Genomic DNA, 15542 nt, shown 5'->3' on the forward strand with positions numbered 1-15542 from the left:
ACGACGGTAGGTTCGGGTGCGAGCGTGGTCAATCCGCGCATCTCAGACTCCTGCCATTTCCTTCCCGAAGACCCCGGCCAGCCCGGAGAAACGGCGGCTCATGACCACCCCCACGCTGCTCGTGCTCGACGCCGACCCGCTCCCCCGCCTCGGCAGGCTCACCGGCCGGGTGCGGGTGGAGCACGCGGACGCCTCGACGCTCGCCGGGCGTCTGCCGTCCGCGGACGTGCTGCTGGTGTGGGACTTCACCTCGCACGCGGTGCGCGAGGCGTGGCCGGGCGAGGGACCCCGGCCGCGCTGGGTGCACACGGCGAGCGCGGGCGTGGACCACCTGCTCTGTCCGGAACTCGCCGCCTCCGACACGGTGGTCACCAACGCACGCGGCGTCTTCGACCGGCCGATCGCCGAGTACGTCGCCGCGCTCGTCCTCGCCTTCGCCAAGGACCTGCCGCGGACGCTGGAGCTCCAGCGGGAGCGGACCTGGCGGCACCGGGAGTCCCGCGGGGTCGCCGGGACCCGTGCCGTCGTGGTCGGCTCCGGGCCCATCGGCCGGGCGATCGCCGGCACGCTCGGCGCGCTCGGCGTGAAGACGGCCCTGGTCGGGCGCACCGCGCGGGCCGGCGTGCACGGCCCGGACGATCTCGACCGGCTGCTGGCCCGCGCGGACTGGGTGATCGCGGCCGCGCCGCTGACGGAGACGACGCGCGGCATGTTCGACGCCCGCCGCTTCGGTGTGATGCAGCCGTCCGCGCACTTCGTCAACGTCGGCCGGGGACAGCTCGTCGTGGAGGACGCGCTGGCCGAGGCGGTGCGGCGGCGCTGGATCGCGGGCGCCGCGCTGGACGTCTTCGAGAACGAGCCGCTCACCCCGGACAGTCCCCTGTGGCGGCTCCCGGGGCTGATCGTGTCGCCGCACATGAGCGGGGACACGGTCGGCTGGCGGGACGAACTCGGGGAGCAGTTCGTGGAGTTGTTCGAGCTGTGGGCGGCGGGCCGGCCGCTGGAGAACGTGGTCGACAAGCAGCGCGGGTATGTACCGGGTCACTGACGTCTCCAGGAGGCCGCATGTCCGAGCTCACCGAGCTGACCGCCGTACGACTCCTCGATGGTTACCGCAGGGGTGAGTTCGGCCCCGTGGAGGTGGTCCGGGCTGCGCTGGAGCGGGCGGAGGAGATCCAGCCGGAGGTGAACGCGTTCGTCCGGCTGCTGGCCGAGGAGGCGCTGGAGCAGGCGCGGGCGTCCGAGGAGCGGTGGCGGCGCGGTGAACCGTGCGGGCTGCTGGACGGGGTGCCGGTCACGGTGAAGGACATCCTGCTGCTGCGCGGCGCCCCGACCCTGAAGGGCTCGCGGACCATCGACCCGGCGGCGGGCCGCTGGGACGAGGACGCGCCCTCGGTGGCCCGGCTGCGCGAGCACGGCGCGGTGTTCCTGGGCAAGACGACGACCCCCGAGTTCGGCTGGAAGGGGGTGACGGACTCGCCGCTGAGCGGTGTCACGCGCAACCCGCACGATCCGACGCGCACGGCGGGCGGGTCCAGCGGGGGCGCGGCGGCGGCCGTGGCGCTGGGCGCGGGACCCCTCGCCCTGGGGACGGACGGCGGGGGCAGCGTCCGGATCCCGGCCGCGTTCTGCGGGATCTTCGCGCTGAAGCCGACGTACGGGAGGGTGCCGCTGTATCCGGCGAGCGCGTTCGGCACGCTGGCGCACGTCGGCCCGATGACCCGGGACGCGGCGGACGCGGCGCTGCTGATGGATGTGATCGGCGGCCCGGACTCCCGTGACTGGTCGGCGCTCGGGCCGGCGCCCGGCTCGTTCTCGGAGGGGCTCGCGGGCGGGGTGCGCGGGCTGCGGGTGGCGTACTCGCCGTCGCTCGGCGGGCAGGTGGCGGTACGTCCGGAGGTCGCGGCGGCGGTGCGGCGGGCGGTGGAGCGGCTGGCCGGGCTCGGCGCGTACGTCGAGGAGACCGACCCCGATCTCGCCGACCCGGTGGAGGCCTTCCATACCCTGTGGTTCGCCGGTGCGGCGCGGGTGACCCAGCACCTCACGCGTGAACAGCGGGAGATGCTCGATCCGGGGCTGCGGGAGATCTGCGGTGCCGGGGCCCGGTACTCGGCGCTGGAGTATCTGGCCGCGGTGGACGTCCGGATGGGCCTGGGCCGCCGGATGGGCCGCTTCCACGACCGCTACGACCTGCTGGTCACCCCGACCGTGCCGGTCACGGCGTTCGAGGCGGGAGCGGAGGTGCCGAAGGGGTCCGGCTATCGCCGCTGGACGGGGTGGACGCCGTTCACGTACCCGTTCAACATGACTCAGCAGCCGGCGGCCACCGTCCCGGTGGGGGTCGACGGGGACGGGCTGCCCATCGGGCTGCAGTTGGTGGCCGCCCGGCATCGCGACGATCTGGTGCTGCGGGCTGCGCACGCGCTGTACGACGCGGGGGCGTCGGCCCAGTAGTGGCCGACGTGGGTGTGGGCGGGGGTGGGTTTCGCTTACCCGCGCTTGCGGGGTGCCTCCCCCACTCTCGGCTTCTCCCCCACTCTCGGCTTCGCTCGAGCGGGAGGTACCCCCATGAGCGGGAGGTACCCCCACCGCCCACCCGTGCCGCCCTGCGGCACGACTGCCCGCGGCTATGCCCTGCGGAAGCTGAGTGTCTCCCCTGCCGCGCCCGTGCGCCACAGGTCGTTGCAGCCGGTGGCCATGGCGTCCAGGCCCTCCACCACCTGGCCCCAGACGATGCCGGGGACCCAGCCCACGTCGCCGTTGAGGAGGAGGTTGTTGCGCTCGTAGAACAGGGCCAGGTCCACGACCGTCGTGCCGGGGCGGACCTCGCGGTCGTAGCCGTAGGACTTCGTGCCCAACTCGGCGCCCGCGAAGGAGAAATAGCACAGATCGCCCGGAATGGGGGTGACCGTCGGGTTCTCCAGGGGCGGTTCCGCGTCCGCGAAGGGCGGGAAGAGGGCGTAGATCTCGTTGCGCGCGTACTTGGCGTGGTAGACGTCGCCGGACAACGGGAGAGATTTCCAGACGGCTTCGCAGGTGATCGGCGCCCGGTCGTCGAGGAGTCGGGCCGTGCAGCTGATTCCACGCTTGACCAGGGAGATCTCAAGGTATCGGTCTGCCATGTCCCCCATCGTCCCGCGCCGGTCAAGACCGCCCGACCGCCGAACGGGGCTGAAACCGGCCGGAATAACTCGCATCGGTTCGGGTAGCCGCGCCGCCATGGCTCCACCACTACAACCACTGAGACGATTCCGAGAAGCCTCCGGGCCCTCACGTCGGTCGCTGCTCGCGGGGGTCGCGGCGCTCGGCGCGCTGGGTGCCGCGGGCTGTTCCCGCGTGCCCACCGCCTCGACGACGAACGGCGGTGACCTGCTGGAACGGCTCAGGGCCGCGGGCGTCGCCCGTCTGGGCATAGCCGGCGAGATCCCGTTCGGTTACATCGACAAGAACGGCGATCTGACCGGCGAGGCGCCGGAGCTGGCCAAGGTCATCTTCAAACGGCTCGGCGTGGACCGGGTGCAGCCCGTGCCCACCGAGTTCGGCTCGCTCATACCCGGGCTGAACTCACAGCAGTTCGACGTCGTGGCCGCCGGGATGTACATCAACCCGGACCGCTGTCAGCAGGTCATCTTCTCCGATCCCGACTACCAGATGCTCGACTCGTTCATCGTGCGCAAGGGCAACCCGAAGGACCTGCACAATTACCAGGACGTCGTCGAGAAGAAGGCGAAGTTCGCCACCGGCACCGGGTACGCGGAGATCGCGTACGCCGTCGAGGCCGGGTACAAGGAGAGCGACATCCTGATCGTCCCCGATCAGGTCGCCGGCCTGAACGCCGTCGAGGCCGGACGTGCCGATGTCTTCGCCGGGACCGCCCTCACCACCCGCGAAGTGGTGAAGAAGTCCGGCAAGGCCGAGGTGACGGAGGCCTTCAAGCCGATCGTCGACGGGGAGCCGCACGTCGACGGCGGCGGCTTCGCCTTCCGGCCGAACGAGACCAACCTGCGGGACGCCTTCAACGCCGAACTGCGCAAGCTGAAGGACAGCGGCGAGCTCCTCCGGATCCTCAAGCCCTTCGGTTTCACCGAGGACGAGATGACGGACATGACCGCGAAGGAGCTCTGCGGCGGATGACATCGGGACTCTGGGAACGCGTACTCGAGGGCGTCTGGGTCACCATCCAACTGCTCGTGCTCAGCGCGCTGCTGGCGACGGCGGTCTCCTTCGTCGTGGGCGTCGCGCGCACCCACCGGCTGTGGATCGTCCGCTTCCTCGCCGGCTTCTACACCGAGGTGTTCCGCGGGACCTCGGCCCTTGTGATGATCTTCTGGGTGTTCTTCGTGCTGCCCCCGGCCTTCGGCTGGCAGCTCGTGCCGCTGTGGGCGGGCACGCTGGCACTCGGCCTGACCTACGGGGCGTACGGCTCGGAGATCGTGCGCGGCGCCCTCGCCGCGGTCGACCCGGCCCAGCGTGAGGGCGGTATCGCGCTCAGCTTCACGCCCTGGCAGCGGATGAAGCTGATCCTGCTGCCGCAGGCGGTGCCGGAGATGATCCCGCCGTTCTCCAACCTGCTGATCGAGCTGCTCAAGGGCACCGCCCTGGTGTCCATCATGGGCATGGGCGACCTGGCGTTCAGCGCCAACCTGGTGCGCCTGGCGCTGCAGGAGAGCGCGGAGATCTACACGTACGTCCTGCTGATCTACTTCGTGATCGCCTTCCTGCTGACCCGTCTGATGCGCGGTCTGGAGAAGAAGCTGAAGGCCGGCGTCGGCAAGGCGCCCGCGCGTAAGGCGGACGTGGAGCTGAAGCGGCCCGAGACGACCAACGTGGGGGGTGCCGTCTGATGAAGTGGGACTGGAGCGCGGTCTCCGACTTCATGCCGCACTTCTGGGACGGTCTGCTGGTCACCCTGCAGATCCTGGTCCTGGGCTCGCTGATCTCGTTCGCGCTGGGCCTGGTGTGGGCGCTGCTGATGCGGGTGCCGACGCGCTGGGTGACCTGGCCGGTCGGGGCGGTGACGGAGTTCGTCCGCAACACCCCGCTGCTGGTGCAGCTCTTCTTCCTGTTCTACGTGCTGCCCGAGTGGGGGGTCACCTTCTCGGCGCTGACCACCGGCGTCTTCGCCATCGGGCTGCACTACTCGACGTACACGATGCAGGTCTACCGGGCTGGCATCGAGGCCGTGCCGGTGGGCCAGTGGGAGGCGGCGACGGCGCTGAACCTGCCGCTGCGCCGGACGTGGACCGCGGTGATCCTGCCGCAGGCCGTGCGCAGGGTGGTGCCCGCGCTCGGCAACTACGTCATCTCGATGCTGAAGGACACGCCGCTGCTGATGGCCATCACCGTGCTGGAGATGCTCGGTGAGGCGCGGCTGTTCTCGCAGCAGAACTTCCAGTTCACCGAGCCCCTGACGGTGATCGGCTTCGCCTTCATCGTCATCTCCTACCTGGCCTCCCTTGCCCTGCGAGCCCTGGAGCGACGCCTTGTCCACTGACACCCACGCCCCGTTCGACAAGAAGCCCGAGAGCCCGAGGGGCGGCGGCGAGCTGATCCGCCTCGAGCAGGTCACCAAGCGGTTCGGGAACCACACGGTCCTGGACCACCTGGACTTCTCCGTGGACGCCGGCAAGCACGTGACGCTGATCGGTCCGTCCGGTTCGGGCAAGACCACGATCCTGCGGCTGCTGATGACGCTGCTGAAGCCCGACGAGGGCACGATCACCGTCGACGGGGAGCAGCTCTTCCCGGCGCCGGAGAAGCAGGTCCGTGAGGTCCGCAAGAAGATCGGGATGGTGTTCCAGCAGTTCAACCTGTTCCCGAACATGACGGTGCTGCGGAACATCACCGAGGCCCCGGTCACCGTGCTCGGCATGTCCAAGGACGCGGCCGAGGAGCGGGCCCGGGAGCTGCTGGAGATGGTCGGGCTGACCGACCACGTCGACAAGCACCCCGCGCAGCTGTCCGGCGGTCAGCAGCAGCGGGTGGCGATCGCGCGGGCGCTGGCGATGCGGCCGCAGGTGCTGCTGCTCGACGAGGTGACCTCGGCGCTCGACCCGGAGCTGGTCGCGGGCGTCCTGGACGTGCTGCGGGACATCGCCCGCTCCACCGACATCACCATGCTCTGCGTGACCCACGAGATGAACTTCGCCCGTGACATCTCCGACCAGGTGCTGATGTTCGACCAGGGCCGGATCATCGAGGCGGGCGCGCCGGAGAAGATCTTCAGCGAGCCGGAGCACGACCGGACACGGGAATTCCTCAGCGCGGTGCTGTAGCCACGGACCGTGGGCGGGGCATCACCCGAGGTCGGCACCCTGGATCATCCCCTTGGCATATGCCAGGGGGTCGGCGCCGCAGATGAGGGGGCCGCGATCTCGTCAACACCCGCTTCCCCGAGGCCGTTTGACGGCTATCGTGGAAGGGATTCGCTGACCGGATTGCGGCCCCAAGAGCGAGCGCAGGGGGAAACCGTGGCGCTGAGGCACGAGCCGACCGCGTCGTACCACTCGGTCCAGGACGCGCTGCGCGTCCTGGAGACGGTGGCGCGGCGCACCACAGGAGTCACCGACACCGACATCGCCCGCGAGACCGGCCTCACCGTGGAGCGGCTGACCACGCTCCTGCGGATGCTGCGCCGCGAGGCCTACGTCGAGCAGATCACCGACGGCGCGTACGTCACCGGAGCGGCCTTCGCCCGTCTGGGCGCCGCCGAGGGACACGAGGAGGCGCTGCGCGAGAAGATCCAGGGCACCCTGGACCGGCTCCGCGACCGGGTGGGCGCCGCCGTCTACATCAGCCGGTACGTCGACGGAGAGGTCAAGGTCACCCAGTACGCCGACGGCCCGACCACCCCGAAGGTCAACGAGTGGGTGGACTTCCGTCACTCCGCGCACGCCACCGCGCTGGGCAAGAGCCTGCTCACCCAGCTCGACCACGACGGCCGGCGCGACCACCTCGCCCGGCACCGGATGGCCCGGCTCACCTCGCGCACCATCACCAGTGACACGCTGCTGCTCTCCCGGCTGGCGGCGCAGCCGCCCACCGTGCCGGTCCTCGACCTCCAGGAGTACGCGGTCGGCACGGTCTGCGCGGCCGTCCCGATCACGGCCGGCTCCTCGGTGGGCTGTCTGGCGCTGTCCCTGCCCCTGGCGCACGCCCACCGCCTGCGCCAGGCCGCCGACACCCTCAACCGGAACGCGGCCCCGGTACTGCTGTCGCTGACGATCTAGCGCGCTCGGGGGTGGTACGGACCACCCCCGAGGACCGGGTAGTATTTTCTCTGTCGCCGACCGCGAAAGCGGACGGCGGGAGTCATGCGCCGCTAGCTCAGTTGGTTAGAGCAGCTGACTCTTAATCAGCGGGTCCGGGGTTCGAGTCCCTGGCGGCGCACCGAGAAGGGCCTCTCGTGGGAGCGAGAGGCCCTTTGGCGTGCCCAGGCGACGCTCACGCGTTCAGAGCGTTCAGAACGTCACGTCCGAGCAGGCGTAGAACGCGTTGCCCGTGTCGTGGACCGTCCACACCGCGAGGATCACGTGGTGTCCGCTGAGCCCGGACGGCAGCCGGCCGCTGTGCGACAGGGTCTGCGGCGGACGCTGTCCGTTGTAGGGCACGGTGAAGAACGGGGTGAGGTTGAGGTCGGACCGGGACAGCCTGTGGTTCTGGTTCCAGCCCGGCTTGGTGACGTAGTACTTGAAGTCGGTGGTGGCGTGCATCGCCGTGAACTGCCACCGGAAGGTGTAGTTCTGGCCGCCGGACACCCGGGTCGTGGGCCAGGCGCCGCCCGAGGGGGTCTTCGGGCCGTCGAGCTGGGCGAACCGCGTGTTGTTGGCGGAACAGAGCTGCCCGTCGGCGGGGCCCGAGGCGGGGAAGCCCTTCGGGCCCTCGACGCTCTGCGGCTCCCACTGGATGGATCCGCAGTTGGCCACCGAGCCGTTCTGGCAGAGCTTCTGCCGGCTGACCGGCAGATCCGTGTAGCCGTGGCCGCTGGCACCACCGGAGGAGAGCACAAGCGCTCCGGTCGTGGCCAGCCCCACCGCGGCTGCGTACGTCTTGGTCCTTGTGCGCATGCTGCTGCTCCTGGTGAACGTGGGGGAGTTTCCGTGAGCCGTGCAGGTAGGTCTAGACCAAGTTTGAGATTATTGCCGTGCGTTGAACATGTCCATACCAATCACAGGGCCTGTTCTCCCGCCGTTCCCCCCGCCGTTCACGGCCCCGCTTCTCCCCGTCCCGCGCAGAACGCCACCGTCAGGTCCTTCACCAGCACCTTGCGCTCGTAGTCGTCCAGCTCCACCAGCCCCCGCATGGTCAGCCGGGTCACCGTGTCCTCCACCGAGTCCACGACCGAGCCGAGCACGCTCGCCCGGTGCTGGGCGTCCAGCGCGGCGATCCGGCGGCGGTGCATCGCGGCGGCCACCTCGGGCGCGTACTCCACCCGGACCGGCCGCACCGCGAACACCTCCAACCCCACCGGCGCGGTGTCCGCCGCCACCAGCCGGGTCAGCGCGTCCTGCGTCGCCTCCACCGCGCCCTTGCCCGCGCCCGGCGCCGCCACCGGCACCCGCACCAGCGCCGCCTCGACGCACGCGCGCAGGTACGCCTCGTGATCCTCGACGCCCAGCGTCGCCCGCGCGGTGTCCCGCACCCGCCACACCACCAGTACGGCCACCCGCAGTGCGACCCCGCTGCGGTCGGCCGCCCGCACCGGCTCGCCCCGCCAGTGCCTCAGTCGTACGTCGACCCGGCGGCGCAGCAGCAGCGGGTTGATCCACATCAGCCCGGTCCGCCGGACGGTCCCCCGGTAGCGGCCGAACAGGCCGAGCACCCAGGCCCGCCCCGTCCGCCCGCGGGCCAGCCCGCCGAACCCGATCAGGCCGAGCGCCCCGGCCCCCGCATACGCCGCCCACTGCGCGGGGCCGAGCCCCGCCGCGCCGGGCGCCTGGACCACCGGCGGCGGCAGTACGCCCGCCCACCACGAGGTGACCGCGCAGCCGGCCGCCCCGCACACCCCGGCGAGCACCCCCACGAGGCCGGGCAGCACCCGCGCGGGCCGCTCCACCAGTTCGGGGTCGACCTGCGGGACGACCGACCGGGCCCGCTTCCCCGTGCCCTGGCCCTGGCCCTGTCCCTGTCCCTGTCCCTGGGGAACCTTCCCGTCCGCGTCCGCCCGGCGGGCGACGACCGCCGGGCGCAGCCGCACCGGCGCCGGCTCGGGTGCGTCGCGGAACAGCAGGTGGACGGGGATCTCGGTGGTGGACTCGGTATGGATCAGCCGAACCGGCCGAACGCCCGCCGCGCCACCCGCCGGACCGCCGTCCACCTGGCCACCGTCCACCGGTCCCCCGGACTCGGGAACGCGTTCGGGGATGTGTTCGGGAACGTTCTCGGGAATGGGGGATGTCGTCGTGGTCATGCGTGCCTCCAGCCTCCGCGCCAGATGCGTCACATCGGTCACTTCCAGGGACGCCATGGGACGTCGTGCAACGTGAACAGAACATCATGGGACGCCACAGAGCGTCATGGGACGTCATGGGACGTCATGAAAGGAAAAGCCGCCGCCAGGTCTCCGGTCCCGGCAGTCCGTCCGCCGCTCCGCCGCGCCAGCCCTGGGCCCGCTGGAAGGCCTCCACATTGCGGCGGTCGGCCTCGCTCCAGCGCGGTCCCGGGCCCTTCGTGTAGTACCGGCCGAACCCCTTCTTCACCAGTTGTCTCCCGAGCCGCGTGACATGGTCGTTGACGGCGCCCGGCCGGAACGACGCCCGGCCCGGATAGCCCGGCACCCCGTGCGAGCCGGAAGCGGAATCTCCGCTTTGTACGTCCCGGCCCCCGCCGGTCACCAGCAGCTCCCAGGTCAACGGCCCCGGCAGCCCGTCCGCCGCCGCGCCCCGCCACCCCTGGGCCTCCTGGAACGCCCGGGTCGCCCTGCGGTCCGCGTCCGTCCAGCGCAGCCCGGAAGGAGCGGGGTAGAAGCGCCCGGCACCACGGGCGACGAGCATCCGGCCGAGCTCGGCGACGTACTCGTTCTCCGCGCCGGGGCCGAAATACGCCGCTCCGGGGAACGGCGTCCGGCCCGTCGGGAGGGACGCCCCCGCCCCCGCCGCGCCGTCGGTCACCCCCTTGTAGCGGTACGGGACATAGCGCGCGGAGTTGTTCCAGTAGGCGTACGGAGTGGTCTTCCGGCGGGTGTGCGGCGCGGTCTGTTCGTAAGCGACGTACTGGGAGCGGACGGTGTCCGTCCAGCCGCCGAAAAGGACCACATGTGATCCGCCGTACGGGTCGGCCGCATTGTGGAACAGCAGCATGTCGCCCGGCTGGAGTTCGTCCTTGGTGATTCTCTCGGCGTATTTCCCGAGGCTGCCCGTCCATTCGTTCCCGGGAAGCCGCCAGGCCATCGAGACATAACCCGAACAGTCCTGCCGGTAACCGTCGGACCAGTAGGAGCCCACACCGTACGGAACCTTCCGGGTGACCCAGTTCCGGGCCCGCTCGACGATGTCCGCGCGGGTGATCGCGGGCACCCGCGCGGGGCTCGCGGGCCGGGCCGCCTGACCGCCGGGACCGTGCAGCGGGGCCCGCGCCCCCTGCGGGGTGCCCGGTTCGTCACCTGCGGGAACGTCCGGACCGGCGGGCCGCTGGACCTGGGGGGCGGCGACCGCGGGCGCGGCGACCGCGGCCGACGCCGCGACCGCCACGACGAGAGCGGTCCGGTGCGCCGCCGCCGGATGGCCGGGAAAGCGGCCGGTCCGGGAATGCGGCAGAACGCGTCGCCAGAGCGCGCAGCCGGGGCAGTCGCAGTCGTCCGCCGGATCGATTTCCTCGAATACCGGAGACTCCATGAGATTCCCCTCACACTCCCGGTCGATTTCGCCACGTCCGTGCACGACGGTCAGTTTCGCAACGGTCCCCCGCACGCGCATGTTGACGGTCCGAATGATGTACGGGCGGCGGACCGGTCCCCACCGGGCGTGGACCGCGGACGGCGGCCGGACGGCCGGCGGTCGGGAGCACCCGCCGGGGTCCTGTAGAGTTACGACGTCAGCAGGCGCCGCTAGCTCAGTTGGTTAGAGCAGCTGACTCTTAATCAGCGGGTCCGGGGTTCGAGTCCCTGGCGGCGCACCGACCCGACGGGCTCCTCGTGCACACGAGGGGCCCGTCGGTTTTTGGCCTGATACCCCCTCGCGACCGTTGAACGCAACCCACTCGGCGCACGTATGCAACATCGCCCCCACGGCTCTCCCTCACCGTTCACAATGATCCCGTATGACCGGTGAACACCGTGTTTCGCATCTTGCGATCATGATGGGCACCGTAGAACCTGGGTTCTTCAAGTTGCTGCGGGTTCGCGGCGGTTGGGGGGAAAGAAACCGGTTGCCGGTGATGCGGGGCGAGGAGTCCCGCATCATGAAGCGGTGCCGAGGGGGGCATCATGCAACCGGAACAGCGCTGTGCCGTGTCTATAAGGTGTGGGTGACGTGGTGACAGCGGTCCACCACTGATACGTCCGTGACGGTCGAGGGGCACCCGACCGGACGTGCGGAAGCTACGAAGCACGCGGTGGCAGCCGTGTGTTGGGGGGATGACTCATGACGTCGACGCCGACGGGCGCCCAGAGGGACGACGACCCGTCCCAGACCACCCAGCTCAGGGTGCCCGGCCATCGGAACTGGAACACGGGCGCGTTCCGCCGGATCAGGAAGACGCTGCCGAGATACGACTACGAGCACTACAGCCGGCTCGCGGGCCCCCTCACCCAGCCCGATCCGAACAAACCGTACAAGGTGCAGTACCGCTCGCTGATCGGCCAGGAGCCGCACCGCATCCGGATCGCGCTGATGCTGGCCGCCGCCCCGGTGCTGTCGCTGGTGCTGCTGTTCTGGCTGCTCCAGCCCTCGCACTGGACCGAGCGGGACTACGTGGAGTTCGAGTGGCTGCCCGCCCTCGACGTCGTCATGCTCGTCTCGATCGGTCTGATCGAGTTCTTCCGCTGTATGAACGTGCTGTCGAACGCGCACGCCACGCTGGTCGCCCGCGACCCGATCCCGGTGGTGCCCGAGACCGGCACCCGGGTCGCCTTCCTCACCTCCTTCGTGCCCGGCAAGGAGCCGCTGGAGATGGTGACGAAGACCCTGGAGGCGGCCGTCAAGATCCGCCACCGGGGCCTGATGCACGTCTGGCTGCTCGACGAGGGCGACGACCCCGAGGTGAAGGAGGTCTGCGCGCGGCTCGGCGTGCACCACTTCTCCCGCAAGGGCGTCGCGAAGTGGAACCAGAAGAAGGGCGCGCACCGCGCGAAGACCAAGCACGGCAACTACAACGCCTGGCTGGACGCGCACGGCGACGACTACGACTACTTCGCCTCCGTCGACACCGACCACGTGCCGCTGCCGAACTACCTGGAGCGGATGCTCGGCTTCTTCCGCGACCCGGACGTCGGCTTCGTCATCGGCCCGCAGGTCTACGGCAACTACGACAACTTCGTCACCAAGGCCGCCGAGTCCCAGCAGTTCCTCTTCCACGCGCTGATCCAGCGCGCCGGCAACCGCTACGGCTCGCCGATGTTCGTGGGCACCTCCAACGCCGTACGCATCAAGGCGCTCAAGCAGATCGGCGGTCTGTACGACTCGATCACCGAGGACATGGCGACCGGCTTCGAGATGCACCGCCACAAGAACCCGGCGACGGGGAAGAAGTGGCGCTCGGTCTACACCCCGGACGTGCTCGCGGTCGGTGAGGGCCCCAACGCCTGGACCGACTTCTTCACCCAGCAGATGCGCTGGTCGCGCGGTACGTACGAGACGATCCTCAAGCAGTACTGGAAGGGCTGGTACTCGCTGCCGCCGAGCAAGCTCTTCAACTACACGATGATGATCATCTTCTATCCGATGTCGGCCCTGAACTGGATCCTGGCGGCGCTGAGCTGTGCGCTGTTCCTGGGCCTGGGCGCCTCGGGTGTGAACATCGACCCGGCGGTCTGGCTGATGCTCTACGGCAACGCCTCCGCCCTGCAGATCGGCCTGTACGTCTGGAACCGCCGCCACAACGTCTCGCCGCACGAGCCGGAGGGCTCCGGCGGTGTGGCCGGCATGGTGATGTCCGCGCTGTCGGCGCCGCTGTACGCGAAGGCGCTGATCGACTCCGTCCTGCGCAAGAAGAGCAAGTTCGTGGTCACCCCGAAGGGTGACTCGGCCAGCCCGGACACCTGGTTCGGAACCTTCCGGTACCACTGGTACTTCATCCTGATCTTCGCCGGTTCCATCGCCGCGGGCTACGTCTACGGGCACTCGCACCCGGCGATGGTGATCTGGGCGACCTTCGCCCTGCTGATCACCGCCGCGCCGATGTTCGCCTGGCGGCACGGCATGCGGCAGGACCGGAAGAAGCCCGGCGACCGTGCCGGGGGCGGGCAGCCGGACGCCGGGCAGGAGCCCCGGACGCAGACGCTGCCGCAGATGCCGCAGCAGCAGCACGCCCCGCAGGAACGGCCCCAGTGGGCCGCCTCGCACGGCGGGCCCGCCGCGGGCACCGGGGGCGCGGCCCCCGGGAACGACCAGACCATGCAGATCGCCCTTGGTGGACTTGGGGGACGTAAGGAATGAAGGACCGTGCAGGCCGCCGTCGCGCCCGTCGGATCGCGATAGGCACGGCGGTGGTGCTGGCGCTGGCCGGAATGAACGGGCCGTGGCTGTACCGCTTCAGCACCGAGAAATACCACCAGTACAAGATCAACCAGCCCGAGTACAAGGCCGAGAACGGCAAGTGGGAGATCGTCGAGTTCCCCGAGGAGTACCGGCAGAACACCATCCACGCGGCGCTGCTGCGCACCGGCAAGGTGCTGCTCATCGCCGGGTCGGGCAACGACCAGGACAACTTCGACGCCAAGAAGTACGACACCCGGATCTGGGACCCGGTCAAGGGCACCATCAAGAAGGTGCCCACGCCGGAGGACCTGTTCTGCACCGGCCACACCCAGCTCGCCAACGGCAATCTGCTGATCGCGGGCGGCACCAAGCGGTACGAGAAGCTCAAGGGTGACGTGAAGAAGGCGGGCGGCCTGATGGTCGTCCACAACGAGAACCCTGACAAGCCGATCACCCTGCCGGCGGGCACCAAGTTCGTCGGCAAGGAGAACGGCAAGACCTTCGTCTCGAAGGACCCGGTGCTCGTCCCGCGCGCGAAGAAGAACTTCGACCCGGAGACCGGCGAGTTCCTGGGCAACACCCCGGGTTACGGCCGTACCTACGTCGAGGCGGAGAAGAACGGCAACAAGTACGCCACCGGCACACAGGACAACTACACCGTGCAGGGGCTGAGCGGCGAGGACGCGCAGAACACGTACGGCATCGCCGAGAAGCTCGCCCTGGACAAGAAGGACTTCCAGGGCATCGACGACGCCTTCGAGTTCGACCCGGTCGCCGAGAAGTACATCAAGGTCGACCCGATGAAGGAGTCCCGCTGGTACCCGACGCTCACCACCCTGAGCGACGGGAAGATCCTCAGCGTCTCCGGCCTCGACGACATCGGCCAGCTCGTCCCGGGCAAGAACGAGGTCTACGACCCCGAGACCAAGGAGTGGACCTACACCGAGAAGGTCCGCCAGTTCCCGACGTACCCGGCGCTGTTCCTGATGCAGAACGGCAAGATCTTCTACTCGGGCTCGAACGCCGGCTACGGACCGGACGACGTGGGCCGCGACCCGGGCGTCTGGGACGTGGAAACCAACAAGTTCGAGAAGATCCCCGGGCTGAGCGACCCGAACATGATGGAGACGTCCGGCACGGTGCTGCTGCCGCCGGCACAGGACGAGAAGTACATGGTGATCGGCGGCGGCGGGGTCGGCGAGTCCCAGCTCTCCAGCGAGAAGACCCGCATCGTCGACCTCAAGGCCGACGATCCGAAGTTCGTCGACGGGCCGTCGCTGGACAAGGGCACCCGCTATCCGCAGGCGTCGATCCTGCCGAACGACGAGGTGCTGGTCACGGGCGGCTCGGAGGACTACCGGGGCCGCGGCGACTCCAACATCCTCGAGGCGCGTATCTACGACACGGAGAAGAACGAGTTCCAGCGGGTCGCCGACCCGCTGGTGGGCCGCAACTACCACTCGGGCTCGATCCTGCTGCCCGACGGCCGCGTGATGGTCTTCGGCTCCGACTCGCTCTACGCCGACAAGGCCAACACCAAGCCGGGCGAGTTCGAGCAGCGCATCGAGATCTACACGCCGCCGTACCTGTACGGGGACAACGAGCAGCCCGATCTGTCGGGCGGGCCGAAGACCATCGAGCGCGGGGAGTCCGGGACGTTCACCTCGGCGGACGCGGCGTCGGTGAAGAGCGTGCGGTTGATCCGGCCCAGCGCGTCCACGCATGTCACTGATGTGGATCAGCGGTCCATCGCGTTGGACTTCGAGGCGGACGGGGACAAGATCACTGTGACGGTGCCGGAGAGCAAGAACCTGGTGCAGTCGGGGTGGTACATGCTGTTCGTCAATGACGGGGACGGTGTGCCCAGCAAGGCTCAGTGGGTGCAAGTGCCGTAGCGCTCCCGCAGGT

General features: G+C 69.7%; 13 protein-coding genes and 2 tRNA genes. 11 read left to right on the top strand and 4 right to left on the bottom strand.

The features are described from left to right. Nucleotides 1–100 precede the first annotated feature (100 nt). A complete protein-coding gene (locus ACZ62B_RS14800; protein WP_344563598.1) occupies nt 101–1048 on the top strand; it encodes a D-2-hydroxyacid dehydrogenase in 948 nt (315 codons plus the stop codon). A 17-nt stretch (nt 1049–1065) separates the two neighbouring features. Next, nucleotides 1066–2454: an amidase gene (locus ACZ62B_RS14805; RefSeq protein WP_468886249.1), complete on the top strand. Its 1389-nt coding sequence runs from the start codon at nt 1066–1068 to the stop codon at nt 2452–2454. A gap of 173 nt (nt 2455–2627) precedes the next feature. Here ACZ62B_RS14805 and ACZ62B_RS14810 read toward each other — a convergent pair whose 3' ends face one another. Next, a complete protein-coding gene (locus ACZ62B_RS14810; RefSeq protein ID WP_344563602.1) occupies nt 2628–3122 on the bottom strand; it encodes a DUF3830 family protein in 495 nt (164 codons plus the stop codon). A 97-nt stretch (nt 3123–3219) separates the two neighbouring features. On the opposite strand from ACZ62B_RS14810, the gene ehuB reads away from it, so the two are divergent. The 6 genes from ehuB (at nt 3220) to ACZ62B_RS14840 (ending at nt 7389) form a co-directional block, all read left to right on the top strand. Further along, the gene (gene ehuB, locus ACZ62B_RS14815; protein WP_468881470.1) at nt 3220–4134 is read left to right on the top strand and encodes an ectoine/hydroxyectoine ABC transporter substrate-binding protein EhuB; all 915 of its coding nucleotides are present in this window, start codon (nt 3220–3222) and stop codon (nt 4132–4134) included. Then, nucleotides 4131–4844: an ectoine/hydroxyectoine ABC transporter permease subunit EhuC gene (gene ehuC / locus ACZ62B_RS14820; protein ID WP_468886247.1), complete on the top strand. Its 714-nt coding sequence runs from the start codon at nt 4131–4133 to the stop codon at nt 4842–4844. The genes ehuB and ehuC overlap by 4 nt, the downstream gene beginning before the upstream one ends. Then, a complete protein-coding gene (gene ehuD, locus ACZ62B_RS14825) occupies nt 4844–5494 on the top strand; it encodes an ectoine/hydroxyectoine ABC transporter permease subunit EhuD (protein WP_030216979.1) in 651 nt (216 codons plus the stop codon). Before ehuC ends, ehuD begins: the two co-directional genes overlap by 1 nt. Then, complete coding sequence (ehuA, locus tag ACZ62B_RS14830) at nt 5484–6275, top strand: ectoine/hydroxyectoine ABC transporter ATP-binding protein EhuA (protein ID WP_344563610.1); 792 nt, start codon at nt 5484–5486, stop codon at nt 6273–6275. The genes ehuD and ehuA overlap by 11 nt, the downstream gene beginning before the upstream one ends. Nucleotides 6276–6470: 195 nt before the next feature. Then, a complete protein-coding gene (locus ACZ62B_RS14835; RefSeq protein ID WP_468881477.1) occupies nt 6471–7229 on the top strand; it encodes an IclR family transcriptional regulator in 759 nt (252 codons plus the stop codon). A gap of 86 nt (nt 7230–7315) precedes the next feature. Beyond that, a tRNA-Lys gene (locus ACZ62B_RS14840) sits at nt 7316–7389 on the top strand. A gap of 71 nt (nt 7390–7460) precedes the next feature. Here the strand turns inward: ACZ62B_RS14840 and ACZ62B_RS14845 are convergent. From ACZ62B_RS14845 to ACZ62B_RS14855, 3 genes are all read right to left on the bottom strand, one after another. After that, nucleotides 7461–8066, bottom strand: a complete 606-nt coding sequence (locus ACZ62B_RS14845; RefSeq protein WP_468719450.1) for a lytic polysaccharide monooxygenase auxiliary activity family 9 protein — start codon at nt 8064–8066, stop codon at nt 7461–7463. 137 nt (nt 8067–8203) lie between these two features. Then, nucleotides 8204–9409, bottom strand: coding sequence for an SPFH domain-containing protein (locus ACZ62B_RS14850; RefSeq protein ID WP_469690546.1), 1206 nt, complete (start codon nt 9407–9409; stop codon nt 8204–8206). A 124-nt stretch (nt 9410–9533) separates the two neighbouring features. Beyond that, nucleotides 9534–10832, bottom strand: a complete 1299-nt coding sequence (locus ACZ62B_RS14855; RefSeq protein WP_469690548.1) for a peptidoglycan-binding protein — start codon at nt 10830–10832, stop codon at nt 9534–9536. A 206-nt stretch (nt 10833–11038) separates the two neighbouring features. Here ACZ62B_RS14855 and ACZ62B_RS14860 point away from each other — a divergent pair. The 3 genes from ACZ62B_RS14860 to glxA all read left to right on the top strand — a co-directional run bounded on the left by ACZ62B_RS14860 (nt 11039) and on the right by glxA (nt 15529). Further along, nucleotides 11039–11112: transfer RNA gene (locus ACZ62B_RS14860), tRNA-Lys, on the top strand. Between the two features lie 467 nt (nt 11113–11579). Next, nucleotides 11580–13592, top strand: a complete 2013-nt coding sequence (locus ACZ62B_RS14865; RefSeq protein WP_344563620.1) for a glycosyltransferase family 2 protein — start codon at nt 11580–11582, stop codon at nt 13590–13592. Then, entirely contained in the window at nt 13589–15529 is a 1941-nt protein-coding gene (gene glxA / locus ACZ62B_RS14870; protein ID WP_344563622.1) for a radical copper oxidase GlxA, read from the top strand. The genes ACZ62B_RS14865 and glxA overlap by 4 nt, the downstream gene beginning before the upstream one ends. Nucleotides 15530–15542 lie beyond the last annotated feature (13 nt).

The sequence above is a fragment of the Streptomyces sp. NPDC053426 genome (assembly GCF_055585405.1).

What these genes read in the sequence shown, in the direction of transcription:
- ehuB (WP_468881470.1), top strand. Translation starts at nt 3,220, where the DNA reads ATGGCTCCACCACTACAACCACTGAGACGATTCCGAGAAGCCTCCGGG.
- ACZ62B_RS14865 (WP_344563620.1), top strand. Translation starts at nt 11,580, where the DNA reads ATGACGTCGACGCCGACGGGCGCCCAGAGGGACGACGACCCGTCCCAG.
- ACZ62B_RS14810 (WP_344563602.1), bottom strand. Translation starts at nt 3,122, where the DNA reads ATGGCAGACCGATACCTTGAGATCTCCCTGGTCAAGCGTGGAATCAGC.
- ACZ62B_RS14800 (WP_344563598.1), top strand. Translation starts at nt 101, where the DNA reads ATGACCACCCCCACGCTGCTCGTGCTCGACGCCGACCCGCTCCCCCGC.
- ACZ62B_RS14805 (WP_468886249.1), top strand. Translation starts at nt 1,066, where the DNA reads ATGTCCGAGCTCACCGAGCTGACCGCCGTACGACTCCTCGATGGTTAC.
- ACZ62B_RS14855 (WP_469690548.1), bottom strand. Translation starts at nt 10,832, where the DNA reads ATGGAGTCTCCGGTATTCGAGGAAATCGATCCGGCGGACGACTGCGAC.
- ehuD (WP_030216979.1), top strand. Translation starts at nt 4,844, where the DNA reads ATGAAGTGGGACTGGAGCGCGGTCTCCGACTTCATGCCGCACTTCTGG.
- ehuC (WP_468886247.1), top strand. Translation starts at nt 4,131, where the DNA reads ATGACATCGGGACTCTGGGAACGCGTACTCGAGGGCGTCTGGGTCACC.
- glxA (WP_344563622.1), top strand. Translation starts at nt 13,589, where the DNA reads ATGAAGGACCGTGCAGGCCGCCGTCGCGCCCGTCGGATCGCGATAGGC.
- ACZ62B_RS14845 (WP_468719450.1), bottom strand. Translation starts at nt 8,066, where the DNA reads ATGCGCACAAGGACCAAGACGTACGCAGCCGCGGTGGGGCTGGCCACG.
- ACZ62B_RS14850 (WP_469690546.1), bottom strand. Translation starts at nt 9,409, where the DNA reads ATGACCACGACGACATCCCCCATTCCCGAGAACGTTCCCGAACACATC.